This window comes from Microbulbifer variabilis, assembly GCF_056232115.1.
This window is the reverse complement of the sequence record NZ_CP174325.1, coordinates 4,691,109-4,716,582: the sequence shown is the minus strand read 5'-3', so window position 1 is coordinate 4,716,582 and position 25,474 is coordinate 4,691,109. Positions and strand designations below refer to the sequence as shown.

Annotated in this window: 20 protein-coding genes and 2 tRNA genes; 5 read left to right on the top strand and 17 right to left on the bottom strand. The window is 47.0% G+C overall.

Features of this window, described 5'->3' with window-relative positions; genetic code table 11:
* Nucleotides 1-306: 306 nt before the first annotated feature.
* The 13 genes from ACJJI7_RS21155 to ACJJI7_RS21095 all read right to left on the bottom strand — a co-directional run bounded on the left by ACJJI7_RS21155 (nucleotide 307) and on the right by ACJJI7_RS21095 (nucleotide 12,865).
* Nucleotides 307-1,299, bottom strand: a complete 993-nt coding sequence (locus ACJJI7_RS21155; protein WP_282953055.1) for a right-handed parallel beta-helix repeat-containing protein — start codon at nucleotides 1,297-1,299, stop codon at nucleotides 307-309.
* A gap of 147 nt (nucleotides 1,300-1,446) precedes the next feature.
* Nucleotides 1,447-1,875 (bottom strand): DUF2267 domain-containing protein, encoded by a 429-nt coding sequence (locus tag ACJJI7_RS21150; protein WP_282953056.1) that lies wholly within the window; start codon nucleotides 1,873-1,875, stop codon nucleotides 1,447-1,449.
* A gap of 102 nt (nucleotides 1,876-1,977) precedes the next feature.
* Complete coding sequence (locus ACJJI7_RS21145; RefSeq protein ID WP_282953057.1) at nucleotides 1,978-2,970, bottom strand: right-handed parallel beta-helix repeat-containing protein; 993 nt, start codon at nucleotides 2,968-2,970, stop codon at nucleotides 1,978-1,980.
* Between the two features lie 276 nt (nucleotides 2,971-3,246).
* Nucleotides 3,247-3,323: transfer RNA gene (locus tag ACJJI7_RS21140), tRNA-Arg, on the bottom strand.
* A gap of 206 nt (nucleotides 3,324-3,529) precedes the next feature.
* Nucleotides 3,530-4,450, bottom strand: coding sequence for a serine-rich family protein (locus ACJJI7_RS21135; protein WP_444901274.1), 921 nt, complete (start codon nucleotides 4,448-4,450; stop codon nucleotides 3,530-3,532).
* 576 nt (nucleotides 4,451-5,026) lie between these two features.
* On the bottom strand, nucleotides 5,027-6,052 hold the full coding sequence (locus ACJJI7_RS21130; RefSeq protein ID WP_282953059.1) for a hypothetical protein: 1,026 nt from the start codon (nucleotides 6,050-6,052) through the stop codon (nucleotides 5,027-5,029).
* A gap of 457 nt (nucleotides 6,053-6,509) precedes the next feature.
* Nucleotides 6,510-6,586 (bottom strand) — tRNA-Arg (locus ACJJI7_RS21125).
* A 262-nt stretch (nucleotides 6,587-6,848) separates the two neighbouring features.
* On the bottom strand, nucleotides 6,849-7,337 hold the full coding sequence (locus ACJJI7_RS21120) for a DUF1993 family protein (RefSeq protein ID WP_282953060.1): 489 nt from the start codon (nucleotides 7,335-7,337) through the stop codon (nucleotides 6,849-6,851).
* A gap of 207 nt (nucleotides 7,338-7,544) precedes the next feature.
* Nucleotides 7,545-9,764, bottom strand: a complete 2,220-nt coding sequence (locus ACJJI7_RS21115) for an ATP-dependent helicase (protein ID WP_444901275.1) — start codon at nucleotides 9,762-9,764, stop codon at nucleotides 7,545-7,547.
* A gap of 74 nt (nucleotides 9,765-9,838) precedes the next feature.
* Nucleotides 9,839-11,593 carry a SulP family inorganic anion transporter gene (locus tag ACJJI7_RS21110; protein ID WP_282953063.1) on the bottom strand — a complete coding sequence of 585 codons (1,755 nt, stop codon included), beginning with the start codon at nucleotides 11,591-11,593 and terminating at the stop codon, nucleotides 9,839-9,841.
* 75 nt (nucleotides 11,594-11,668) lie between these two features.
* Nucleotides 11,669-12,106 (bottom strand): DUF6691 family protein, encoded by a 438-nt coding sequence (locus ACJJI7_RS21105; RefSeq protein ID WP_444901276.1) that lies wholly within the window; start codon nucleotides 12,104-12,106, stop codon nucleotides 11,669-11,671.
* A gap of 8 nt (nucleotides 12,107-12,114) precedes the next feature.
* Nucleotides 12,115-12,546 carry a YeeE/YedE family protein gene (locus tag ACJJI7_RS21100; protein WP_444901277.1) on the bottom strand — a complete coding sequence of 144 codons (432 nt, stop codon included), beginning with the start codon at nucleotides 12,544-12,546 and terminating at the stop codon, nucleotides 12,115-12,117.
* Nucleotides 12,547-12,550: 4 nt separating this feature from the next.
* Nucleotides 12,551-12,865 (bottom strand): ArsR/SmtB family transcription factor, encoded by a 315-nt coding sequence (locus ACJJI7_RS21095; RefSeq protein ID WP_282953067.1) that lies wholly within the window; start codon nucleotides 12,863-12,865, stop codon nucleotides 12,551-12,553.
* Nucleotides 12,866-12,963: 98 nt separating this feature from the next.
* Between ACJJI7_RS21095 and ACJJI7_RS21090 the strand changes: the two genes are divergently transcribed.
* From ACJJI7_RS21090 to ACJJI7_RS21080, 3 genes are all read left to right on the top strand, one after another.
* The gene (locus ACJJI7_RS21090) at nucleotides 12,964-13,842 is read left to right on the top strand and encodes an MBL fold metallo-hydrolase (RefSeq protein ID WP_020413246.1); all 879 of its coding nucleotides are present in this window, start codon (nucleotides 12,964-12,966) and stop codon (nucleotides 13,840-13,842) included.
* Between the two features lie 53 nt (nucleotides 13,843-13,895).
* Nucleotides 13,896-14,309, top strand: a complete 414-nt coding sequence (locus tag ACJJI7_RS21085) for a protein tyrosine phosphatase family protein (protein ID WP_020413245.1) — start codon at nucleotides 13,896-13,898, stop codon at nucleotides 14,307-14,309.
* A 139-nt stretch (nucleotides 14,310-14,448) separates the two neighbouring features.
* Nucleotides 14,449-16,170: a SulP family inorganic anion transporter gene (locus ACJJI7_RS21080; protein ID WP_020413244.1), complete on the top strand. Its 1,722-nt coding sequence runs from the start codon at nucleotides 14,449-14,451 to the stop codon at nucleotides 16,168-16,170.
* Between the two features lie 94 nt (nucleotides 16,171-16,264).
* Here ACJJI7_RS21080 and ACJJI7_RS21075 read toward each other — a convergent pair whose 3' ends face one another.
* The 4 genes from ACJJI7_RS21075 to ACJJI7_RS21060 all read right to left on the bottom strand — a co-directional run bounded on the left by ACJJI7_RS21075 (nucleotide 16,265) and on the right by ACJJI7_RS21060 (nucleotide 23,092).
* Nucleotides 16,265-18,457 carry a hypothetical protein gene (locus tag ACJJI7_RS21075; RefSeq protein WP_444901278.1) on the bottom strand — a complete coding sequence of 731 codons (2,193 nt, stop codon included), beginning with the start codon at nucleotides 18,455-18,457 and terminating at the stop codon, nucleotides 16,265-16,267.
* Between the two features lie 606 nt (nucleotides 18,458-19,063).
* Nucleotides 19,064-20,254 carry a trypsin-like peptidase domain-containing protein gene (locus ACJJI7_RS21070; RefSeq protein WP_444901279.1) on the bottom strand — a complete coding sequence of 397 codons (1,191 nt, stop codon included), beginning with the start codon at nucleotides 20,252-20,254 and terminating at the stop codon, nucleotides 19,064-19,066.
* A gap of 383 nt (nucleotides 20,255-20,637) precedes the next feature.
* Nucleotides 20,638-20,955 (bottom strand): hypothetical protein, encoded by a 318-nt coding sequence (locus tag ACJJI7_RS21065; RefSeq protein WP_020413241.1) that lies wholly within the window; start codon nucleotides 20,953-20,955, stop codon nucleotides 20,638-20,640.
* Between the two features lie 1,225 nt (nucleotides 20,956-22,180).
* On the bottom strand, nucleotides 22,181-23,092 hold the full coding sequence (locus ACJJI7_RS21060) for a LysR family transcriptional regulator (protein WP_282953073.1): 912 nt from the start codon (nucleotides 23,090-23,092) through the stop codon (nucleotides 22,181-22,183).
* Nucleotides 23,093-23,218: 126 nt separating this feature from the next.
* Here ACJJI7_RS21060 and ACJJI7_RS21055 point away from each other — a divergent pair, with 126 nt between their 5' ends.
* Nucleotides 23,219-24,061, top strand: coding sequence for a type 1 glutamine amidotransferase domain-containing protein (locus tag ACJJI7_RS21055; protein WP_282953074.1), 843 nt, complete (start codon nucleotides 23,219-23,221; stop codon nucleotides 24,059-24,061).
* 170 nt (nucleotides 24,062-24,231) lie between these two features.
* Nucleotides 24,232-25,059, top strand: coding sequence for an SDR family oxidoreductase (locus ACJJI7_RS21050; protein ID WP_282953075.1), 828 nt, complete (start codon nucleotides 24,232-24,234; stop codon nucleotides 25,057-25,059).
* The last annotated feature ends 415 nt before the right edge of the window (nucleotides 25,060-25,474 follow it).

Below are 25,474 nucleotides of genomic sequence, written 5' to 3'. Positions count from 1 at the left end.
AGCCGTGGAGGTTGCAATTCAGGGTCATTTCATCGGGTTCCTGCCAGTGCTTAAATAGTATTCTCGAGTAGTGACGCTAAACAATGATAGATGATAAATATAAGCCAGCTGTGCGGTAGCAGTTAAGTATTTTATGTGGAGTGCGGAGGTTATTCTTTACGCTAAAAAAGTGGATAGTGATAATGTGGGTATTGGTAAGAATGGCGCTAAATAGCCAGGGAGCGGTAGTTTGTAAGAGGTTAGAGAGAGCAAAGAAAAGGGGAAAGCGGACTTTCCCCACTATAACAAACGAAGAGGATTCAGTCTTTAGCGTAGACACATGGGGTTGGCGGATTCAAACTGATTTCCCAGCCAACGATTACTTCCGGTGCAGTTTGGATCAAACAGATCAATCAGGTCAAATTGCTGATTGCCAGATAAAATGTTGCCAAGAATCTGGTAGTTGGAGCTATTTGGGTCAGTCAGGACGATACCACCATAGTTGGGGGAGGCATTAGAGCCGTTGTTTGTTACGAAGTTCGTGCTAATTTTACCACCATTCCCGCCGCTGATATTAATACCAATCTGGCCATTACCGGTCACAGTATTTTGGGTAACTGTGGCAAAGTTACCATTGATGATTACTCCGGTTTGACCATTATTTTCAAAGGTATTTTGCGCAACAATGATATGATCTCCGTCCAGCTCTAAACCGTCTTCACTAAACCCCGCCACATAACTAAATGTCAGCGTATTGCGCAGGCCAAGTATTTCAACGCCTTCGTCACCATCGCCTAAGATGGTGCACCCGGAGACTATATTGTCATTTCCCAACACCTCTACACCATCTGAAACAGTGGAACCGGCGACTCCGGTGATGGAAGTGTCAAGCAAAATATTACCGTCGCTAAATAATAGGACTCCATTCCTAATAACATCTGTCATCGTCATATTGCTGATCTGATGGAAGCCATCGCCCATGGCTACGACGCCATTGAGGCAATTATTAAGTGTGCCATTGCTGACTCTTGCAGCGGTACCTTGTAATTCGACAGCTGTAAACTCTGTGGCGACGGGATCTAGTGTGGAGCAGTTAATTGCGAACCCATTCATATTAAGAATGCCGGCAGGGCCCTGCACGGTAAGTGCAACTGGAGTTGCCTGGCTGAGCTCGCAATTTAGATTACCTGTTAATGTAGTTGGCGAAGTTATAGTGTCGCCACAGCTAACCGCGAATACGTGGAGGGAAAATAGCGATCCAGCAATGAGTACCGCGACACTTTTTATGGCGTTTCCTAAGTTGAAGCCATAACCTTTCATCTGGAACTCCTTTCCAAAAGGGCAAGTGATTTAAATATTTAAAGCATAGCCATTAGTGATCTATTTGCGTGAGTAACCGTATATTGACCTTTGGTAAGGTGTATGAAGTTTGGGTTATTTGGAATAGTTATATTAGCGGAAGGTATTTTATCTATTGTCGATCGACCAAAATGCTTTTGCCTCTGGGGGCAAAGTATCCAGTACTCGATCGAAGACTGTTTCATCAACATGTTTTCTCAATGCCCAGGCAACGTCCTTGATTGCGTTGTCGGTAGAAAAGTTATGATCCGGGCGAAGGTTCCTGACTTCCTGTGTCATAGTTTGTAAATCTTCAAATGGCTTTTGCTTTTCTGTGACATCCCATTGTTCCACAAAGAGGGATCGCAGGCATGGGGGGAGTGCTTGGGAGAACCTGATGGCATCCTCCAGGGAAAGGCGGCGACGGAACACCTGAAAGACACCCTGGGTCATTGTGAAAGTAACATGAGTGCTCCATAAGTTGGCTTGATTTCGTGCATCGATAAGATATTCATAAAATTTATCTCGGGAGCGCTGATATTCTGCAGGAACAGGCAAATTCTTATACCCAGAAGTATGAATCGTTAACTTAATGTGAGGGTTGTACCGGGAAATAGGAATTGAATCCTTTTTCCCGGTAAGAATCAAGCGGTGACGCCGTTAATTCAAGCAGCCTGGATTGGCGCTTCCAAACCGATTTCCTTCCCAAATGTTGGTTCCGGTGCAGTCTGGATCAAAGAGGTCAGACAAGTCATATGGCTCATTGTCAAAAACAATATTCCCAATGATTTGATTTCCGGCTGCTGCCTCATCAGTAACCACAATTCCACCAAACCCCTCTGAGAGATTAGAGCCATTTTCGATTACGGTATTCTGGGTAATCCTGCTACCCACAGTGTTATCAATCTCAATTCCGATTTCGGCATTAGACCTAACAACATTTTGCCCGACTGTGGCGAAATCGCCATTTACCCTGATGCCATTTTCAAGGTTGTGTTCGATAACATTTTGGGCGATATTGGAATAGTCCCCAATTATTTCAATACCCTCTTCATTAAATCCAGAGATATGGCAGAAGGTAACACTATTGTAGTTTCCACCTACTTCTATACCCTCATCTCCAATACCGCTAATCATGCAGTTATTAATATTATTGTTACTTCCCGCTATCATAATGCCATCTGCATTGGTGGAGCCTGCAAGCCCTGTAAGCATTACATTTGTCACAGTATTGGTTCCGCTGGCTAAGCGAATACCATCCCGGTCAAAATCAATAATTTCAATGTTGGAAATAGAGTGAGTTCCGTGGTCTTCAGCAGAAATCCCATTCTCGCAGCCGGAGATCTTTCCTCCTGATACACTAGCACTCGCCCCCTTCAGAACTATGCCAAAAGACTGCATCTCAAATGGAATCTGAATCGAACAGGAAATTTCAGCATCTTCTAATATAAGGCTGCCGAAGGGCCCAATTACAGTTAAGGCTACAGGGTTCTCTGCAGTTAGCTCGCAGTTGAGGTCCTGTGTGAGAACTCTTGGTTTTATAATGGTGGCGCCGCACTCTACTGCAAATACTTGTGATGAGCCAAATGATGCTAAGAGAATTAATGAAAAAGTTAGAATTTCTCTCGGCAGGTTAAGTATGTTGATCTTCATGTTGATTTCCCTTTCAGATGGTTATGATTTTCCGGATGTCACTATAAAAGAGGATCGCCTGATACGTGCTTTGGTAGGTTAGACTTTTTTGGAAGAGTTAATGGTGAGGTTATATCAGAAATGTAGATGGGGCTTTTAAAAGCAGTAGTTTAGATTGGTGTTAAGCCAAGAATATTAATGGTGGACATTACTTCGTCGCTCGGGAGCGGAAGCGCTGGACATTTAACAAGCAAGAAATAAAAAAGGCCTACGCAAGTAGCGTAAGCCTTTTCAATATGGCGCGCTCGGGAGGATTCGAACCTCCGACCGCCTGGTTCGTAGCCAGGTACTCTATCCAGCTGAGCTACGAGCGCGTCGAGGAGGCGCACAATATAGATAGGCAAAGATAGAGTCAAGCATTTTCTTCATTCTAGATGCATATTTTGACATTTAGTGACCTGGAGGCCTGTTTATGCGGTCTTCTTTGGAAACTGTAAGGAGCTTATCTAAGAAGGGTAGGCAGGAAGCCCCCTGTAGGGCTTCCTGAAGCTCATGCGAGACTTGCCAGGTTGTTTGGTGATTATTGATTGATCGTACCGCTATTGTTTGCTCCCAGCTGGGTCACGTTAGCAAGTTGTGAGACACCATTTTGATTGGCTGTAAGGCTGTTCAGGCTCCCGCTTTGCAGGGAGGTTAAAGTATGGCTCATACCACCCTGATTAGATACAACAGAATTTTCCATACCACTCTGGGTGGTCCATGAGCGAATTAGCGAACCTGCCTGAAAAATATTTTGCGTATTTAGCATACCTTGCTGGTTAATATTTAATTGACTAAAGGAGCTACCGAATTGATTAGCCTGTACTGAATTCTGCTCGCCAATCTGGTCAACAGTAGCAAAATTGTTGCTGCCTCCACCTTGGCCAAGGCTTATCATATTCCCTGTGCCAAATTGCGTGGAGCTGGCAAAGTCAGAAGTGCTTAGACTGTGAGATATTCCACTCTCATTTTGATCCCCGATTTGTAAAATCAGTACGGTACCAAAGGAGCTTTGAATCTGTATCGATACCCCGTTATTGTTGCTGCCGTCCTGGGTCATACTCATAAAGTTATTAGTACTGTCTATTTGGGTGAGCGCTGTATTGTTGGAGTCACCCTGCTGCAAAGAAATGGCTGTATCATTAGATGAATTAATTTGGGTGGCGCTTGTGCCATTATTGGCCCCGAAGAGTGTTTGTGACACCGTAGTTCCGATGGTATTAATCTGAAAATTTGACAGTATGTTTCCATCGCCACTCTGCAAAATAGTCATATTGGAGGATACGGCATTCTCCTGTTCCAAATTGAGAGAGCTATTTCCGCTGCCTATTTGTGTGTGACTGATAGTGCTATTTAAAGTGGTTCCAAATTGAGTTGCGTCTGAGAAATTATTACTACCATTTTGTATTTGTGAAATGGTGCTGCTGTGAGTACTGAGGTCAGCTTGATCAGCCATGGCCATGTTGCCTGTACCGATCTGTTCAATAATAGAGGTATTGTTTCCTGCTAGCACGTGGATACTGGCGGTGATAAGCGTAACTGCCGTGACTAAAAGCTTTGGTCTCATAAGGCGATCCCTTGGATGTAGGTGGCAACAGTAATTTGGCTGAAATCAACAGGCTGCATATGTATGGCCGGTTAACTGGGGCAGGGAAGGACTCTGCGTGAGTGATAATTCCAGAACTGAGGCTGGGTGTTTCGGGACTTCTCACCAAGCAGGTTGGGCGCCGGCACGAATAGACTGCAAATAGCCGTAATCCACGATTACTCTGACAATTATCTCACGGGAGGCCTATGCTTATCCCGGCGCAGCCATCCTTATCGCAACTTCCTGATGAGGTCAATCGGTGCATTGAAAGTGTTGTAGATTTTGAGCCGGTTTACTATGGGAGTTAAGTAGGAAAATAGTAGGAATAAAGTGTAGGGTTTTTTATCACGTATATCATAGGAATAACAGACAGTTAACTTGGCGGGGGCGTTCTTTGCAAGAGCACCCCCGCTCTTAGAGACAAGAAGTAACTAGCAAGTATTGATACTGCTACTGGTTTACAGTGCCGGTGTTACTACTGCCAAGCTGTGTAATGTTGGCAGTCTGGGAGGCTCCGTTTTGGAAGGTGGTTGCTGTATTAAGCGTGCCACTTTGAAACGTGGTTGCGATATGCCCATCTCCAAAAGGTTGATGGAATGAATCGTTTTGTTGACCGAACTGTGTTGTCAGTGACTGAATAAAGGATCCTGCACCATTGGAGAATGCGATATTCAGCGTACCATTTTGGAGAACCTCAGTATTGGCGAATTCACCAAAAGACTGGCCGGTTGAAGCTTCATTTTGTGAACCGATTTGTACGACATCAATGGTGCTATTGTCGATAAAGCCTTGTACGCCGCTACCCTCATTGTCATCACCGAACTGAGACACACTGATAGAGTTAAAATTGATTGGGCCTCCTCCGGTGGTGGCAGTATTTTGCATACCAACCTGCTGCACATTGAACTGGCTAAATGAAGCCTCGACAGTATTTAAAAGTGCAATATTGGATGATCCAATCTGAACATAATTGCCAATATTCGACGTGCTCAGCACCTGAATAGTCGTAGAGATATTCAGGTCTCCCAGCTGGAAAACAGTTGAGTTGGATTGGTCAGACCACTGTTGAACCTGACTTGATCTATTGCCAGAGCCCTGCTGAATCAGACTCATATTTGAGTCTTGGCTTTGAAATTGAACAGCAAATACTTCGTTAGTATCCCCGTTCTGTAACAGCTGTATTGATGAATTACTTGCCCCTTCCTGCTCCAGGAAGCTAGAGAAGTTATTGTCGCCAATCTGGGTATGAACAATAGTACTGTTGAGGGTAGTGTTAAATTGTGCAGCATCGGAGAAGTTGTTGTCCCCGTTTTGCGTTTGCACCATTGTATTGCCTTCACTGGTAGGGTCGGATTGATCCCCTAAGGCAGTATTTCCTGTGCCGTTCTGGTTCACTACCCGGGTGTTGTTGTTTGCCAGTATTGATGTACTGGCGATGGCGAATACGATAGCAGTGGCTAAAAGCTGCGGTCTCATTGGGTACTCCCTTACTTACAGTGGATTATGCAACGTGTGATTGATACCAGAGAGACGTATACACTTCGGGTGGGAGTTTTGGGGGAAGTAAAGGGTTAGACGTGAGTACAGCTAAAAGAGTTATGGCTGAATACTACGGAGGAGACCTCCAAACAGGCAGGGAGTCGGCACTACTGATGGACTGCAAATATCGCCGGGCCAGGTTTTCACTCTGTCAATTATCTCACGGGAAACCCATGGGTAACCCCGTTGCAGCCATCCTTATCGCAACTTCCTGATGAGGTCAATCGGTGCAGGGAAAGTGTTGTTGATATGGGGCAAGGTTGCCATGGGAGGTAAGTGCCAAATCACTAGGACAAAAGTTTACGTTATATGCAGCTTGGGAGAGGGCGTCGGCGAGGGCTCTTAAGGGCAGATAACAAAAAAGCCCGAACCTTTCGGTGCGGGCTTTCGTGTATGGCGCGCTCGGGAGGATTCGAACCTCCGACCGCCTGGTTCGTAGCCAGGTACTCTATCCAGCTGAGCTACGAGCGCGTTACGGGTGCGGATAGTATAGAGGGTGTTCGCCGAAGTCAACTACTTTTTTACAGAAAAGTCGTTATAAATCATTGCCTTACCTTCTATAAGCCCGGTATCCGAGGGATGTTGGAGGCTGGGCGGGAGATAGCGGCCACAACTTCAAGGAAATGAGTCTGGCTCAGAAGGGTCGGTCGGATCATGTCAATACCGGTATTTATGCATAGAGGGTGGATTCAGTGGTGGGGTGTTGTGCTAGGCCGGGAGGCGTGTCCTCAGTTCAGACAAAGCTGAAGCCAGCTGGATAGCTATGGTAACCATCAAAGTCCCCTTTACTGAGTGCAACACCATGGGCGCGTGCGGTCCCATAGACCAGGCTGATATGGAATAGGAGGTTTGGCAGTATGTATTGGTAGATAAACTCAATTTGGGGCAGCTGCACCTCAATAAAACCGGCTTTGTCAGTGATTATCCTGCTGGTATCAAGTTGCGTTACTTTGGGTAAGGTATCCAGGTACTCCAGTGTTCTCTGGATAGTATCTTGAATATCCTCTTTTATAACCCCTTTCTTATCGAATGAAACAACTTTCCGGCCAACCAATGGGCAGTATCCGCGCAAAGCAAAATTGGCTGCAATTTTTGCATTGTCTCCCATGGAAAACATATCCGGGGAAAGCTGCTTGCCGAACAATGATTGTGGAATTTTATTAGTAATTAAAAGTAATTGGGAGAGGTGATGACAAAGAAGGCTTTTAATGGGAGGTTGCATAGAAATCTGTCTGTTAATTGGTCGGGAAGTAGTTAACGCTCAGTAAATGCGTAACTGGCACCGATGCAAAAAAAATCCATTTTCGTTATCTGAATAAGATACTGATGGGTTTTCACCAGTGATAGGCATTTCACCGCTAAACCATTAAGTATCGATGCAAAACTATATCCCAGCTCCAGATATAGAGATTTTTCTTTATCGCATTTACTACATTAAATACTGAGCCAAAGTCTCCCAGTCAAAGCGCCGCGGTTTGCCGTCACTAAACAGTATTTCAATTCGCTGGTCTTCCCATTTCAGCACCCGTCCATGGCCGAGTTTGCGGTGGCGTAGGCCCTCGCCGGGTTCCGGTTTGCGTATGGGCGCACGTGGGGCGCTGATATTGGGGTTGTAATCACAGGCTTCCAGGTAGTGGAGGGCCTGGCGGGAGACAGGGATATCAGTATCTATCTGTTCAGAGCGTTGACGCAGTGAATCCGCCATCAACTTGCTCAGGGGAAGTTGCATTTCACTGATAAACAGTGAAGGCTGGGAGGCTTCGGGGTCTTTTTTATTGGCTGCCTCTGTCGGTGCCAGCAGAAATAGTTTTGACTTTGCCCGGGTTATGGCGACATACATCAGGCGGCGCTCACTCTCCAGGGAGGCGGGGGTGCTGAAATCCCGTTGGGGCTGGTAGGGCATATTGTGCTGGGTGAGAGTGGGAATAATTACCTGATCCCACTCCAGTCCCTTGGCCTGATGCATGGTTGTTATCTGGATGGCATCTGCCTCAGTTTGCTCTCCTTCGCGGTGTTGTCGCTGCAGCTCCTGAAGGTGGGCAAGGGCTTCTATGGGCGGCTGTTTGAGTGTGTCCAAATATTGGCAGAAGGCGAGGATGGTTTGCTGCCGTTCTTCTCCCTGCTGGCGGGTGAAGGCGTCGTCAGCAATTCCGCTGAGGAGTTCCAGTTCGCCGATATGTCTTCGCAGCAGCTCACCGGCATGGCCGCGCCAGTTTTCAATTTGGGTTAGCAGATCTGCGCGCTGGCGCAGGCGTTTGGTTTGTGGCTTGCTCAGGTCTTCCGGCAGCAGGTGTACCAGCTGCTTGCCCCAGCCTTTATCCAGGGCGGCGAGGGAGGAGCAAATGGGCTCCAGTAGTTTGCGAGGAATACGCACATGGGGCGCAGTTAGCCACTCGTAAAGCCCCTGTTGACGCCGTTTGACGGGCAGCTCGGCAAATCGGCCTGAGGCAATATTCAAACTCCAAAAAAGTGGCCTTAATTCGCGGCGTGATAGCACCGTATTGCGGCTGGCAGATTTGTACGGAATATTGTTGGCCAACAATGCCAGTTCAATGGGAGCCGCAATAGACCAGAGGCGAACTAGCACGGCGATATCATTGAGTGGCTGCCCATGCTTTTGGCAGCGGCGCAAATGCTCTACCAGCCAGCGGCCTTCTTTATCGGTTCTAACCAGTTCGATTTCTGTATACCGGTCTTCATCGGCGGAAACACAGAATATATCGGCGCGTTCGCGATTATTTTCGATAAAGTGATTGGCCGCCAGGGATAGCTGGTGGCCGTAACGGAAGGTGCGGCTCAGGTGATAAATATTTGAGGGCGGAAAATCGCCATCAAAAAATGTGAGCAGGAAATCTGGCTTGGAGCCGCGCCATTCATAAATAGTCTGGTCCGGGTCGCCAATGGCAATTACGTTGCCGGATTTTCCGTAGAGTACGCGCAATAAAAAGTGCTGTATTTCGTTGATATCCTGGTACTCATCCACCAGGATATCTTCGTAATAGCTACCGTATTGTTCGGCCATCTGCTCATCGAGGCTGAGCAGCATGGCGGGATCGTAAATCAGGTCGGCGTAAGTAACAGCATTTTGGCTACGGCGCCAGGTCTCGAAGGTACGAAACACCTGCAGGAAATACATGTACTCATCGCCGAGTTTCAGCTCCTGAAATGCGCTGAGGTCCCCGGATAGAATGGTCTTGGTGTAGTCAATAAAAAATTCTGCAGCTTCGATCTCCGATTGCTTACGCGCACGGATTTCCTCCAGCTCGTGGGTGGGGGCACATTCCTCAATCGCCTTCCAGATCTGCAGTTGAACAGTGGATTGGGGGAGAGGGGTGAGATTGGCCGCAGCAATATGATCATTGGCGATCATGCGTTGGTATAAGCGGTAGCCCATACTATGGAAAGTGTGTACCGAGGGAATAGGTCCATCCGCAAGGTGCCGCATACGGCGATCGAAATCTTCCCGCGCACTACGGTTATACATCAATACCAGCAGTCGCTCAGGAGAAATACCGGCATCCAGACGGTTTTTCACATAGTGCAGCAGGGCAGTGGTTTTGCCAGAGCCGGCAACGGCAATAATTTTGGCATGACCACCGGCGTGATCTGCAATTGCCTGTTGCTCAGTGGTGAGAGTATTGCCGCCCATCGTGTGCTTCGCCCAAATACTGGATATTTTGCCAGTGTAGGGCCGGCGCTTACAAGTTTATGGGGGATTTCGGTTCAGGCAGGATCAGCGGGAGGGTTGGGCCCGGCAGCTTGATTGTCGTCATCGATCTTATGGTGGCGCAGGGCCAATTCAGCAATATAAGAGGACAGGAACACCCTGCCGCTCAACTCCTGCAATAGCTTGGAGCGCCCCAGTCGGTCCAGTACTGGCCCTTTCACTTCTGCCAGGTGCAGGCAGATATTACGCTCCAGCAGGTCGCGATTGATTTGTTGCAGACGCTCGATGGCAGTGCTGTCAATACGGTTGACCGAAGAGAGAATCAGCACCAGGTCGTGCAGGTTGGGGTGGCGCTTGACCTCCACCAACAGACGCTCTTCGACTGCACTGATATTGCTGAAGAACAGGTTCTCATCGATGCGCAGGAAGAGGATATCCGGCAGGGTTTTCACTGTGTGGCGTAGCACATTGCGAAACTGCTCAGTGCCGGGAACCCGTCCCACCACGGCAATATGAGGCCGGCTTGTGCGCCAGATCAGGGTAGCGAAAGAGAGTCCTACACCCAGGCCAATCCCGGCCTCCACCCCAAACAAGAGTACCCCCAAGAAAGTACCGCCCATGGCAAGGCCGTCGGTGCGGTCGTAGCGCCAGTGGTGGGCCATTGCGCGGACATCTATCAGGTTTGCCGCCGCCACTATTATTGTGGCGGCCAGTACGCAGATCGGCAGTTCGGTAAAAACCTTGGTGGCATACAGCAATACCAGTGCGATCACTATCGCTGCAATAATCCCGCTGAGCGGGGTTTTCGCGCCGGCTTCATCATTAACGGCAGTACGTGCAAAACTGCCGGTTACTGCAAAGCCTCCGGAAAAAGCGCTGAAAAGATTCGAAGTGCCCAGGCCGCGCAACTCGGCGTTGGGGTTGAGTTTTTCTCCCCGGCGCAGGGCGATACTGTGGGCTACTGAGAGGCTCTCGACAAAACCGAGCAGGGCAATAATCAATGCCGGCAACAGTAGTTCGTAAACCATGCCCAGATTAAAAGAGGGCACCTTTAGGGCCGGTAAGCCCGCGGGAATCACGCCAACCACCGGCAGCTCTTTTTCCCAATGAAAGATGGTGGTGAGCAGGACCGATATCAGGACGATCAGCATAGGTGCCAGTCGCGAGAGCAGTTTTGCCCGCGGTGGGCTGGCCCCCATTTTGCGCAACAGAAATGGCAATCCCAGGCGCGCTGCAATCAGGCTGGCCAGGGCCACAATTCCCAGCAAGGCGGCTTCCGGATCTGTCATAGGGGAATTACTGAGAGTGCTTACCAGAATCTCCAGAGCGGTGTGCCCCTCACCCTGAATACCCAGCAGCGGTGCAATCTGCCCCACCATAATCAATATTGCTGCGCCGGAGACAAAGCCATCCACCACCGGCAGGCTCAATAAATTGGACAGGCTGCCAAGGCCCAGTAATCCCATTATTAGCAAAATGATCCCGCTCAGCAGGGCCAGGAGGATGGCGCCGTTTATATATTCCTCGCTACCTGGGGTGGCGATGGGGGTGAGGGCTGAGGCAGTCATCAGAGCCAGAACGGCTACCGGACCGACGGACAGTACAGAGCTTGAGCCAAATATTGCGTAGCCAACCAGGGGTAGTAGCCCAGCATAAAGGCCCAGGTAAGGCGGCAGGCCGGCAAGTGCTGCATAGGCCAGTGCCTGGGGTATCAGCATCATGCTGGCCAGGAGCGCGCCCACGGCATCGCCTACCAGCCACTTGGGCTGGTAGCGCTTTAACCAGGGTGGGATAAGGTGGTGAGCTCGCATTCCCTTGCCTGCTGAAGATTGGCCTGCTTCAACAAGATAGTTGGCTTGTGCCGCGCTAGTGGTTAAAGCGCGGGGTTAGCTCTGGGCTGCGACAGTTTTACGGGCGCCGAACTGGAAAATACCCATGCCGGTGAGCATTGCCAGCGTAAAAACCAGGGCCTTTTCCTGGCCGGCACCTGTGGCCACAATCGCTGGGCCAGGGCAAAAGCCTGCCAACCCCCAGCCCACGCCAAACAGCAGGCCGCCGATTACCAGGGGGCGATCAATATCGGCACTGGTAGGTAGCTGCAGGGGCTCTTTAAGGAGAGAACGGCTGCGTCCCTTTACTAGCTGAAAGGCTGGCAGCCCAACGGTAATTGCACCGATCATCACCAGCGCCAGGGATGGGTCCCAGGCTCCGGCCAGGTCTAAGAATCCCAGTACTTTCTCCGGGTTTGCCATGCCTGAGAGCATCAGGCCCAGTCCAAAAATCAATCCGGCCATTAGTGCGATTATTCTGGATTTCACTGTCATTCCCTCCATCAGGCTGCCAGTAAGTGGCGCAAAACATATACGGTGGCAAAGCCCGCACCCATAAACACCAGCGTGGCAACCAGTGAGCGAAGAGACAGGCGGGACAGCCCGCAAACACCGTGGCCGCTGGTGCAGCCGGAGCCATAGCGGGTGCCAAACCCTACTAACAGTCCGGCGACAATCAGGGTTGAGTAACCCGCATCAATTTTTATTGGGGGTAGGGCAGAAAAAAGTTGCCAGGAGAGGGGGGCGATAAGCATCCCGGCAATAAATGCCAAACGCCAACCAATACCTGTCCCCCTTTCCAATAGGCCGCCAATAATTCCAGAAATACCGGCAATGCGACCATTGAAAAGCAGTAAAAGGGCGCTTGCGAGCCCAATGAGTGCACCGCCAGCGAAAGCGGTAGTGGGGGTAAAGGCCGTCCAATCGATAGTCATGGGTCTACTCCGCACAATAAAGTTGGTATAGGGTTTGCAGCAGGGTGAGAACTCGCTGGTCAGCTACCCGGTAATACACGTGTTTGCCCTCGCGGCGGGTGGCCACCAGCCCTTCGCGGCGCAAAATGCCCAGCTGTTGGGACAGGCTGGGTTGGCGAATTCCCAGTCTTTCCTCAAGTTCGCCTACATTTAGTTCTTCCTGGCTCAGCTGGCAGAGCAGGATCAGGCGGTCCTGATTGGCCAACGAGCGCAGCATGGCCGCAGCCTGGCCGGCGGATTCGCGCATCTTGTCGAAGTCGAGATTATTGGGGTCTGGCATAGCGCTGAGCCTATGAACAATTTACAAAATAACAATATATTGTTTTATATATTATCAGAATGTATATTGATAGCATAGTGAGTGCTGGAGGGCATGAAATGCACCAAGAGAAGCAAGTCGCTCAGGTAAAGCCGTTCCTTGATCGGGACACCGAAACCTGGAGCTATGTGGTATACGACAAGGAGGGGGGCTCCGCCGCAGTGGTGGATGCTGTGCTCAACTTTGATGTTGCCTCCGGGCGAACCGGTAGCCAGGGGGCAGAAGAGATTGTGTCGTTTATTCGCGACAAGCGGCTGACCCTGGAATGGATATTGGAAACCCACGCCCATGCGGATCACCTTTCAGCGGCCCCCTTTCTGAGGGAGCAGCTGGGTGGGCGTATCGCTATCGGTGACCAGATTTGCCAGGTGCAGAAAATCTTTCGCGATGTCTTTAACCTGGAACGGGAGTTCCTCGCAGACGGCAGCCAGTTTGATCATCTCTTTAAAGATGACGACACCTTTAAGGTGGGAGCGCTGGAAGCGCGAGTGATGTACAGCCCTGGGCACACCCCGGCAGATATGGTTTGGTTAATCGGGGACGCCCTGTTTGTGGGAGATACCCTGTTTATGCCGGATGTGGGCAGCGCCCGCTGCGATTTTCCCGGCGGTGATGCCACGCAGTTATATCAGTCTGCACGCAAGATATTGTCCCTGCCAGAAGAAACCCGCATGTTTATGTGCCATGACTATCCACCCAAAGGCAAGCGGGATTACCAGTTTGAAACCAGCGTAGGGATTCAGCGCCGGGAAAATATCCACTTGCGCGATGGTGTCAGCGAAGAAGAGTTTGTAGAAATTCGCAAAAAGCGCGATGCCAGCCTGAATATGCCGAAGCTGATTATCCCCTCTGTGCAGGTAAATATCCGCGCGGGACAAATGCCTCCGGCAGAATCCAATGGTACTGTCTATTTAAAGGTTCCGCTAAATCAGCTTTAGCTATTTGTTAAAGTGTCCCCAGAGGATTGGATTAAATCAATTTTGAGGCGAACATGAACATTAAAAAACTGGATGACCAGGTCAGCGTTTCCGAACATATCACCTGTGACGCTTTGGCGCCCTTGGCGCAGAATGGTATACAGGTTGTGGTTTGTAACTGCCCGGAAGGGGAGAGTGAAGCGCATCCCAGCTATGCCGATATGAAGCTTGCAGCGGAAGAAGCTGGAATTAAGTTTGTGGCAATTCCCTTTACCCGTGGGCGTATGATGCGAGAGCACTGCGAGGCCTTTCGCAATGTGCTGCAAGAGGGAAGTAAAGTGCATGCATTTTGCCGAACCGGAAACCGCTCCAGCCAGGTTTGGGCGGGGGCCAAAATCCTGATGGGTGCAGATAAAAAGCAACTGCACTCCCAGGCTCAAGGGGCGGGTTTTGATATTAGTGCAGTACTGGTCACAATCGAACCTTAATCTCATATATTTTTCAGCAGTCAATTCTGGCTGCTGGTGATTAACTATTCTCTATGGCGGTACAAACTGGTGCCGTCTCTTATCTTTCTTGAGTCCTGCGTATAAGGGGGCCGTGGATAGAGAAAAATGTGAGCAGTAAATGATGGCCAAGCAGCAGTTTTCCAGATGGTTTCCTATTCTCAATACCCTTACGTTTTATGATCGGGACACCCTCATTCGGGATCTTTTGGCTGCAGCAATTGTTACAGTACTGTTGATTCCACAGTCTCTTGCTTACGCTCTACTCGCCGGTCTGCCAGCTGAAGTAGGGCTCTATGCCAGTATGGTGCCCCTTATCGTCTACGGTGTTTTTGGCACTAGCAATACTCTGTCGGTGGGGCCGGTTGCTGTGGTTTCCCTGATGAGTGCTGCCGCATTAGGAGAAGTTACAGCGTCAGGTGCTGTGGACTACCTGAGTGCCGCTGCCGCTCTTGCGCTTTTATCTGGAGCTATCCTCGCAGTACTGGGTGCTTTGCGCCTTGGTATGCTCGCTAACTTTCTCTCCCACCCAGTGATATCTGGTTTTATCACTGCCTCTGCTTTATTGATAGCACTTAGCCAGTTGCGGCATCTGCTGGGTATATCTGCCAGTGGTGATACTGCGCCCGAATTGCTTGTCTCCCTATGGGAAAATTTAAGTGCAGTTAATAATCTGGCTTTAATAACCGGCTTGGGAGTCGTGCTGTTTCTATATTGGGCGCGAGCTTATGGGGCAACACTGCTGAAAACCTTTGGTTTATCATCGGGCACTGCCGAACTCCTATCTAAAGCTGCTCCAGTATTGGGGGTGTTGGCAACGATTGGTTTGTCATTTTGGATGGACTTTGAAGTGCGGCAAGTAGCCTTGGTAGGTCTTATTCCTGCAGGTTTACCATCGCTGACCGTGCCCAAAATATCGTTGCCGTTACTTGAGACTTTACTGGTGCCGGCATTAATGATCGCCATTATTGGCTATGTGGAGTCTGTATCTGTTGCCAAAACCCTAGCGGCTAAGCGCAGGCAGAGAATTGATACCAATCAGGAATTGGTTGCCCTCGGTATGGCCAATGTGGGGGCTGGTCTCTCTGGCGGATTTCCTGTGAGTGGAGGCTTCTCCCGCTCTGTGGTGAATGACGCAGCCGGTGCGCAAACGCAATTCGCCAGCATCTTTACCGCGGTGGGCATTGCCCTGGCCGCACTCTTCTTAACCCCGTTTCTTTACTATCTCCCCAAAACCACTCTGGCTGCTACGATTATTGTTGCAGTTCTCTCGCTGGTGGATTTTTCTATCCTGCGTAAAACCTGGCATTTTGCTAAGGCGGACTTTCTAGCAGTAACCCTGACCATCGCCGTTACACTGCTGTTTGGAGTAGAGCCCGGCGTTGCCTGCGGGGTAGGTGCTTCGCTGCTGTTATTTATTTATCGAGCCTCTAAGCCGCATATTGCGGAAGTTGGACTGGTGGAGGGTACGGAACACTTCCGCAATATTCATAGGCACCAGGTAAAAACTGTTCCTGAGATTCTTAGCTTCCGTGTAGATGGGCGGTTGATCTTCTCTAATATTGGCGTTTTAGAAGAACGTATCTATGCAGGCCTCGCCAGTAATCCTCAAGTGAAGCATGTGATATTGATGTGTAGTGCGGTGAATGAAATAGATTGGAGTGCCTTGGAGGTATTGGAGTCTATCAATGGCAATCTACTGGATAGAGACATTCAACTGCATCTGTCGGAAGTTAAGGGGCCAGTGATGGATTGCCTGGAGAGGAGTAGTTTTCTGCAGAAGTTATCTGGAGATGTATTCTTGAGTCAGTACCAAGCATTTTCTTCTGTTGTAGAATATTAACCTTAACTATTCGTAATCCACTTAGATGTATTTATTAAAAATGGAGAGCGAGGCTCTCCATTTTTAAGTTGTTAGTGATTTCTCTATGGCTGAATTAATTAATGCTGTTTGAGTGGTAAATCATCGCTTGCCAAACATTTTGCTTGCCGCCACCGTAGTTGTCATAGGTAGGGTTCTTGATGTATGACCAGGCTACTTTACCGTTACCAAGGAAAGTGGGTTCATCTAGGCCACCCCAACCATATTTAGTCAGTTTTACTGGCCCTTCTAACACATTCAGGTCTGCGTCAATCTCCATAACATAATAGGCTTTAGGGACCAGCATACGCATTGCGCCATTCTTGGCTGAACTTCGGTTGTATGACAGGTTGTCGGAGATACACTGAAATTGTGCGTAGCCAAACAGGTAGCGACCATTTTTCAAATCGATAAGTTGAGGGTCACTGATTTGACAGTCGGGCTCCTCTACCAGCCATTTGAAGCCTTGCCCCTCGATACTGCCGTTACCATCGACTTTGGCGATGCCAATACGGGTTAAAGAAGAGGCGTCCAAGGCATCGCCTCCGCGTAGGCCCTGTCTGGAGATGGTTGGGTTGGCGCTGCTTGACATATATGAGAAAAAGCAATTCGTACTATCTGAACATTGCTCATCAAAGGGGCCTCCACTACTTGTATCAATGCCGTATTTGCTTTGAAGGAAGCTATTCATTTCCTCGTCATCGATATACTTGGGGGAGACGATAAGCGATAGATTTGTATCTTCATCAACCGGAACTACCGTGTGCCCACCTCCATTGGAGAAGAATGCATTGTCGGACGGGACCAGGTAATTGTAATTTCCTTCAAATCTACTGGTTGAGGAAGTATCCTCCATTTTGATAGCAATAGTGTTTAACCCGCGAGACTGATTATATTTGCCGCCATCGCTGGTACAAATTGCTCCATATTTTTCATTGTCTGGGTTATAGAAAGCCCGGATATTTAATACATGGCCATAGCCACAAAGCCAATACCAACCCCTATTATTGCTGCCACTCATGTTTAGGGACCAGTTATCCCGATCAATGACGGTCATTCCTGCAGAATAGTGGGAGCCACCATAGCTGCCGTCAAAAACTCGCGCTGTCACGGAGAACGCATAGCTGGTACGGCCTTGGCTATCATTATCCACATAGATAAGCTCCTGGGCTCCGGCATGGCCACCACCGTGCATCTTGTTTACAACATAGGCTGCGGGCTTTTCACTGAGCGGTTGATTGTCCCACTCCATTAGCCAGATCTGGTCGTTATATTTATAGCCCCTCTCACGAATGTACTCGACCATCGCGTTATAGTCGGCTTCAGAGAGCTGATCGACGATATAAGCCATCTCCTCTTGCATCTCATTTCCTTTAATTGTCTTAAAGGATGGAGAATCACCAAAATCGGTCTCAGGGAAATTGGCTTTAAGCCCAGGGAGGAAGTCCTCAAATGTTAGGGTTGGGTGATCAGTAAAGTAGCCGATGTACTGACTATGATTGGTTGATATCATCAGGCCGATGTCCCTTTCAATACGGGCATCAATAGGGCTGATATTGTCCTCCATTTTCATCCAATCGCTGCCGTATTGCTCTACCAAGTCACCCTGAACCTCATAACGCTTGTTTGCCTGGTATTCAGTGTTGCACAAGACCGCAACCCGGGAGCAATCTGAGCTGGCCGCAATTCCATGCGACTCGTAGCATTGTTTTAGTATCGTTGTGTTACCGGTTTGATCGAAGCTTGAAGTCTCTGGGTTATATTGCAGCTCATAAACCGTGCCATAAGTGACTTCATCATCTCCACTACCCTCGCTTAGGGTCTTGGAAACAAATATCCGAGGTTTATCAGTGTCAGTTGCGCAGGCAGCCGTGTAAGTTCGCATGGGGACCGACTTTAGGGTGTCGTCCTGGGTGCTGTCTGTCCTGGCAATATAGTGTGGGAGCCCGTGAACCTCTTGAGCATTGGGTTGGCCATTCGGTAGGGTGATATCCCGAGAAGTAATTCGGGCAAATCCCAAGTCTGCAGTTTCAATATCGCCAACAGTCACTGTGCCGGGTTCATTGTCTGGAAGTGGTGTAGTGCTACCTGATCCGCTGCCGCCCGTACCACTGCCACCTGTGCTACCCCCGGAGCCCTGGCCACTACCATCTCCCCCTGTGGATGGGGATGGATCGGAATCCGAAGAGGAGCCCCCACCGCCACCGCATGAAGCCAATACGATAGTAAGTGTCAGTGCCAAAATTTTCTTGCTAAATAGCTTATCCATAGTCTGCTCAAAGATACATTATTTAAATCGAATGCAATGTGGGAACTTGTGGACCACTTCACAATGTTGAAAAGGCAAAATTGGGGGACCATTCTAGTTCCCTTTATTTACTTTTCTGTGCAGTACTTAATATATCTTCTACTGGGTCACTATATTGAAAGGAAATCTGGTATAGGCCCTCTTCTTGACCAGTTGGAGAAGTTTTAAATGGAATCACTAGAAGTTTTGTCGAAGACTGAATAGGAGAGTAAGAGTACCTATGGATCAATGCCAGTGTCTAATTTTTATCAATAAGTGCGACTAATTTTTTGACGAGGTCTCACAGTGGAAAAGGTCGGTATCTTAGTTCATGTTAGAGTAACTTCGATTGCGATTGGCAAAAGGAATATATGTATGTCAGGTAAAATCTGCCTGTTTATGAATAGACGATGTGTGCTTGATGCCCACAAATTTATTTGTCAAATGCTTCAATGATTTATGATTCAAGTGTCATACAAGGTTTGGGTATTACACTTCATAACTGACAGCAAGTTTTGGATTTTTTGCTAGACAGCTTTTGCTCACCAATGCCAGTGGGCTAATTACTGGCATTGGCAGGCTCTTTTTTTAATTTAATAGAAGACTGACTATTGGTATTAAAATAGCTGCAAATTTGGTTTGCGGATTGGATGATGGATCATTTGGATCAGTACCCTCTTCATACTCCTGAAGGTTGGTATATCCATCATTATCTGGATCATACCATGCGTCATTTACAGATAATGGATTAAGGCCATTGTCATATTCCCATTTATCATCAATTCCATCACCGTCTGTATCAGTCAGGTTTACATTCGTACCGATTTGACGCTCATGCCAATTGGACAAGCCATCATTATCGTTATCAATACGAATAGCTACCTCTGTAGAGACCAATTCAATATCGGAATTTAAAACGCCGTGATTGGCACCGCCCGTTGACGTACAACCTGCATTGGTATGTACACCAATCAGGTGACCGGAATCATCTAACACGCCGGAGCCGGAGCTCCCTCCTGTTGTGTCCAAGTTTGCGTAGCGCATATAGCCGACCAAGCCGCCACTCGACTCTACGCCGTCATATTGGCCGGCGTCAATTACCTTTGGAATTCCTGCGGGATGTTGGATAATTGTTAATTGGTCATTCAGATTTGGAATGTCGGCAGATAACGAGGCAGATGGAAATTGAGAGTTAGGGTTGCCTGCTAGCTGGACTACTGCATAGTCTAAACCACCGTGTCTATATTCTACCAAGTCAACAATGTCAAACGATACTATGGATCTCAATGTGCCATTTGCATCATATTGATAATTAAATTCAACATGCATATTTGTAGCATGTTGTGCGGATGTAATTGTCCGCCCTGTGGTATTGTCAATAGGAGCATCCCATCCGCGCCCGTCATTGGTTTGCTGATCGAAGCAGTGCCCGGCGGTTAAAAACAAATTGTTGGTTAGTAATGTACCCGTACACCACCTAACGTCATTGACATTTCCTGGGTTGTTATATAGCGCATTAAGGTTATTGTTCCATCGAATATGTCCGACAGCACCTTGATGCGTGTTAACGAAGTCTATGGTTGGCCCAAGCGTTCCGTTATAGCTCTCAACATCTTGCCAGTCAGTAGTGGGTCCACAAATGGATTCACTGATAACTGCATCTGGAGGAGGGGGGATTTCATTCATCATTGATGAATGGCTGTCTTCGGCAAATGAGAATGATCCCGCGGTGACCAGCGCACCGAAAGAGACTATCCCTAGTATTGCATTTATATTCATTATTGCTTCCCTATCGTTTATGTATTCGCAAATGCGAAGCTAGTCGCCGCCCAACATTGGTTCCACTGAGTAGATATATTTACAATTTAACCCGGGCATTGTGCCGGAAGATTCCAGGTAACTATTGGCAATGCATATCCTATAATCAAGGATACCTTCCCCTTTTCTGTAAATGCGCCAATATGAAAGGCAACTTTTGGATAGAATTTTGTGGTTTGCACCAATCTAATTTAGTGATTGATGCTTCACAATGGTTCTGCTGATTTCAATATTCAGCAAGAGTTTGGTGAAGCATTCCTCACCAAACCCTAAAGTTCCAGAAGCATCTTGGTTACTTACTAAAGCTGTTCTGGCAGTTGGTGGTACCAAAATTAAGGTGCTCCCTAATAGTCCTGGTACACATATCTAATATACTGATGGTTTTCCGGGTCACATGATGGAACCCCAAGCTTAACGCTCTTTCCAGTAGTGGCCGCATTTAATAGCATGGCATACCAAGCTTTCGCCGTTTCCGGTTGAGAGTCCAAGCTGAAACGCCAATAGGTATTTCCTACGGTACTCTCTAATTTACAGGCATCATCTTTTAATCGGAAGTTGACGATGTTGTCATGAACATAGATTCTAGCTACTGGACCAACTACAGCATCAGCTTGAACATTCGCAGCTAAAGCTGCAAGACCCAATAATAGGAATTTTTTCATTTTTAAGTGGCTCTTAGCCAAGGTTTTGTGTGAGTGTCCTTCAAGATAAATTGTACCAAATACCTTGATATCCTTTTGCCTCTACAACAGGAAAGCCTGTGTGAGCTTATTGAGTTGGGTGTGAAGTTATCTGCACAACTCAACGTAAGGAAATTAATTTTTATTTAAGTATTGGTAGCGCCACTGATGGTATATTTGGAAATATCACTGCGTCAATAGGTTTAATACTATTTTTGGGGAAGTGTACGTTTTGTGGTTTTTGTAATTTGATGTAATTTGCCGTCTTATTGGTGATAGTAGTTTTTAGATGATTAATGGTGTTGAGTTTCTATTTGTATAATTTGAATCTGGTCGTTAGTTTTAAGGTGAGTTGAATTAATAGAGGGATAAGTGGTGTATATTTTTAGCGTAATTTGTTGGCGGTGAATTCAGGACACCTAAAAATTGGAGATAGGTACTAATAAGATTATTGGTACCAGTACAGTATCGGTAGATATTTATTATCAATTTAGGGCTAATCGGCAGTGAAAAACTGAAAGGTATACTTGGGGTTCGAACCTTGTGGTTTTAGGTAATTGAAGTCGGATTATGTATCCTGGACTCAATTTACTCGCGACGATACTCATCGTCAATGCTAAATTCCATATCTGTATCACACAGGAATTCCCATTTTGCATAGCGAGAGGTGCAATGATAATAGGGTATCGTGCTCAAAGAGATCTGAGCGCTACGAGGCAAAGGCATTAATTATATAAATGTGTATATTTGTGCAGCATTTGATTTTGCAGTCTATGCTGTGTCAATATTTATGGCGCTTATAGCTACGAGTTTTGTGGGTGCTCCGAATCTATGCACAAGGTCAAATTAATGAAAATTGTGGTGGTAGTAGTGTTACTGATAATCAGTATCACCTATTTTACTAGACCGGAAAAAGCAAGTGAGTTACTTGCTGAATACTGTCGAGGTTCCTATCCGGATATGTCATTAGAGAAGTGTAGACAGCAAATAAGGACCCCTAAAATCAGGTGTGATGTTCTGAAAGGTACCCTGGAGAAAGATGATGTGTGCGTAAGGTGGGGGCCGCCAAAAGGTTCTCGGCGGGCTCTTGATAACGATATTAATTTATAAATAAATATTTTAGAGGTTTCACTGATTGTAGCCATACGTGATAAATTTCGATACCTGATGTATTTAATAAAGTAGTTCAAACCAAACTCATTTAAAACTAGTACTCAATACGAGCAACTTTCGCAATCTTTTCCCTTAGCCATTTATTTGCCGGATCATCCTTATTTTTTAAGCTCCAATAGGCTTTCATAGAGTATTGGGGAAGGCTGACCGGCGGAGTAAAATGCACAATATTGAATTTTCCGGCAATAGACTGGATAAATTTTCTTGGCGCGGTGAGGATTCCATCACTACATTCTACAATGTAGGGCGCACTGGAAAAATTTGCTACTTTAAATTGAACATTTCTGGACAAGCCAATTTCTTCTAGTGCCTTGTCAACCGTTCCGCGATTATCTCTCCCTGTGCCTGCCATAATATGCGGATATCGACAAAAATTATGAATATTTTTTTTGTCTCTCAAAAATGGATGCTCATCTCGTACCGCGGAGACGAAATCATCTTTATACAAAGTTTTTACCACCAGGCTTGGATGATTTGATTCCATAACACTGATAGAGAGATCCGCTTCACCGCTCTCAATTTGGTTGGCGATCCTGTGCTTATCTAACTTTATAAAAATAATCTGGATTCTCGGGGCGTCTTTTTGAAGTGATGCTATTAGAGGGGGAGCGATACTCTGCTCCACCAGGTCGCTCGTTGCGATATAAAAAGTGTGCTGGGTACTTGCAGGGTTGAATTCTTCTTGATTTAAAATATTCCGCTCAAAGTCATTTAACCAGCGATTTAGCGGTGTTTGTAGGGACTCAGCTCTTGGAGTCAGCACCAGTTGATTACCCTGTCTTATGACCAGTGAGTCATTAAAGCTATGGCGGAGTTTCTTCAGCGTATGGCTTACCGCAGATTGCGTTAGCCCTGCACGCTCGCCTGCTCGGGTTAGATTTCGGGTCTCAAAAATAATCTGCAGGAGCCTAAGTTGGCTTAGCTCAATGTCCGAAATATTGCTCATTCTAACCGGTCTCGGCTATTAGTTATGTTCATAGCTATATTAAATTAATTAATTTCAGTAATAAACCCTAAGGTCCTATTCTGCCGCCACTTCAATTGTTTCAACCCCAATTTCGAGGAAGTGATTATGAGCTTGAAGAAACTGCTTGCGATGGCAGCATTGCTGGTGAGCCCACTGGCGATGGCAGACAACGTTCTGGTTGTGATGTCAGACGTATCGAAAATGAAGCTGAAGGGTGGCAGTGACTACAAAACGGGCTTCTATTTGAATGAGCTTATGGAACCGGTCAAATTGATGATGGAAGCTGGTCACACAATAACATTTGCCACCCCGATGGGGCTGGCGCCGACACTGGATCCGGTTTCGGATGCGCCTGACCATTTCTTGGATACCAGTCAAGAAAACTACAATGCCCATAGAGCTTTATTCAACCAGCTTATGCTGACTGACAAAGATCACAGTCCAGTAGTCAGCTTTGCGCGTATAGAGCAAATCGGGATAGAGAATTTTGATGCGCTGTTTGTGCCGGGAGGTCATGCACCTTTAGGTGACTTGGTATCCAATGATCAACTGGGTAGCTTCTTACGACATTTTAACGCCGAGTCCAAGCCTACCGGTTTAGTGTGTCACGGCCCAGTTGCGCTGCTGTCCGCATTGCCTAACAGCTCTGAATTTGAAGCCCAAATGAAAGCCGGTAAGAAAGCTAAAGCTGCCAAAGGGTGGGTGTATGACGGCTACAAAATGACCTCTTTTAGTAACTCAGAAGAAGCTGTGGCTACTCAATACTACCTGGGTGGTGATGAGCTGTTCTACTGGCCTCAAAATGCACTCACCAATGCGGGCGGTAATTATTCCCGTAGCAAAGAAGATTGGCAGCCGCATGTAGTTGTTGATCGTGAACTGGTAACAGGCCAGAACAACAAATCCTCCATTGCTGTTGCTCAAGAACTTCTAAAATTGATGAAATAGTAGTCTATTTTAGTAACAGGCTTCTTCAGGCAAAGCTTCAATAAGAATCTCAAGGCTATAAAGAATGATTTCGGTAAATAGCCTATGCCTGAAGGGGCGGTATAAATGCCGTATTTTACAAACTCTATTTTATACCTTTGAGTACCGTTGACGATAATCCAGGAATCCCTATGAGCACATCTACTATCTTTCAGCCGAATAATGTCGCAGTTATTACTGGTGGTGCCAGTGGAATAGGTTTTGCAGCCGCAAAGGCCCTATCAAAAATAGGGATGAAGATTTGTTTAGCTGATGTTAACAAAGAAAAATTGGAAGAAGCCAAGCGCGTTTTACCAAGTGACACTTTAATAGTAGAAACCGATGTAAGTGATTTTAGCTCGGTACTGGCACTCAAAGATAAAGTTAAAAAAGAATACGGCCGTATTGATTTTCTTTTTAACAATGCAGGCACTGCTGTTAAAAATGGAAGCTGGGAGAACTTAGATGGTTGGAATAAGATCATCAATACCAACCTTTGGGGGGTCATTCATTGTATTCATGCATTTGCTCCCGAAATGATAAGTCAAAGCAGCCCATCGGTTATCGTTACAACCGGATCTAAGCAGGGAATTACCACTCCACCAGGAAATCCGGCTTACAACGTCAGTAAAGCTGCGGTAAAAGCCACTGCGGAGGCGTTACAGCACTCTATTCGAAATACACCTGGAAGTCAGGTCTCATCCCACTTATTAATTCCCGGTTTCACTTACACGGGTATGACTGGTAGCTCTAGTAAACCTGATGGCGCATGGACTGCAGATCAAGTGGTTAGTTTTATGTTGGAGAGCGTCGAGCGTGGTGATTTTTACATTCTTTGCCCAGATAATGACGTAGATCGTGAAACTGATGTTAAACGTATGAGATGGGCTATGGGGGATATCATTAACAATCGCCCACCACTCTCTCGTTGGCATCCCGATTACCGCGAGGCATTTGAGGCGGAGATGGGTAAACAGTGAGAATACTATTTTCCTAGTAGGAAATATAATCAGAATTATCTAAATGGAATGCAGGTAGGATTTAATTCAATTTTGTAATTGTTTAAGTCCTATACCTGTATGGTACTAGATAACTGCTTTTAAGGTTTTCATTCCTTAGACTGGTTTTTCAAAAATTTCGTATGTTTCTCTTATTCGGCACGATATGTCTGTCTATTTGCTTACTAAAAACTAGACAAAAGAGCTGATAGATAACCAATCCGGCTCTTTGTGCTGAAGTCCTTTTTTCTTATTTTTTTAAAAACTCCCTGATTGAATATCTGATCAATAGGGGTGGCTTATAAAGCCTTTTGCGTACTGGTTTTTTAGCTATTGTTTTTGTTCAGTACTATATGCATAAAATTAATTCCATTGATGCGCGTACAAGTTTTAATCT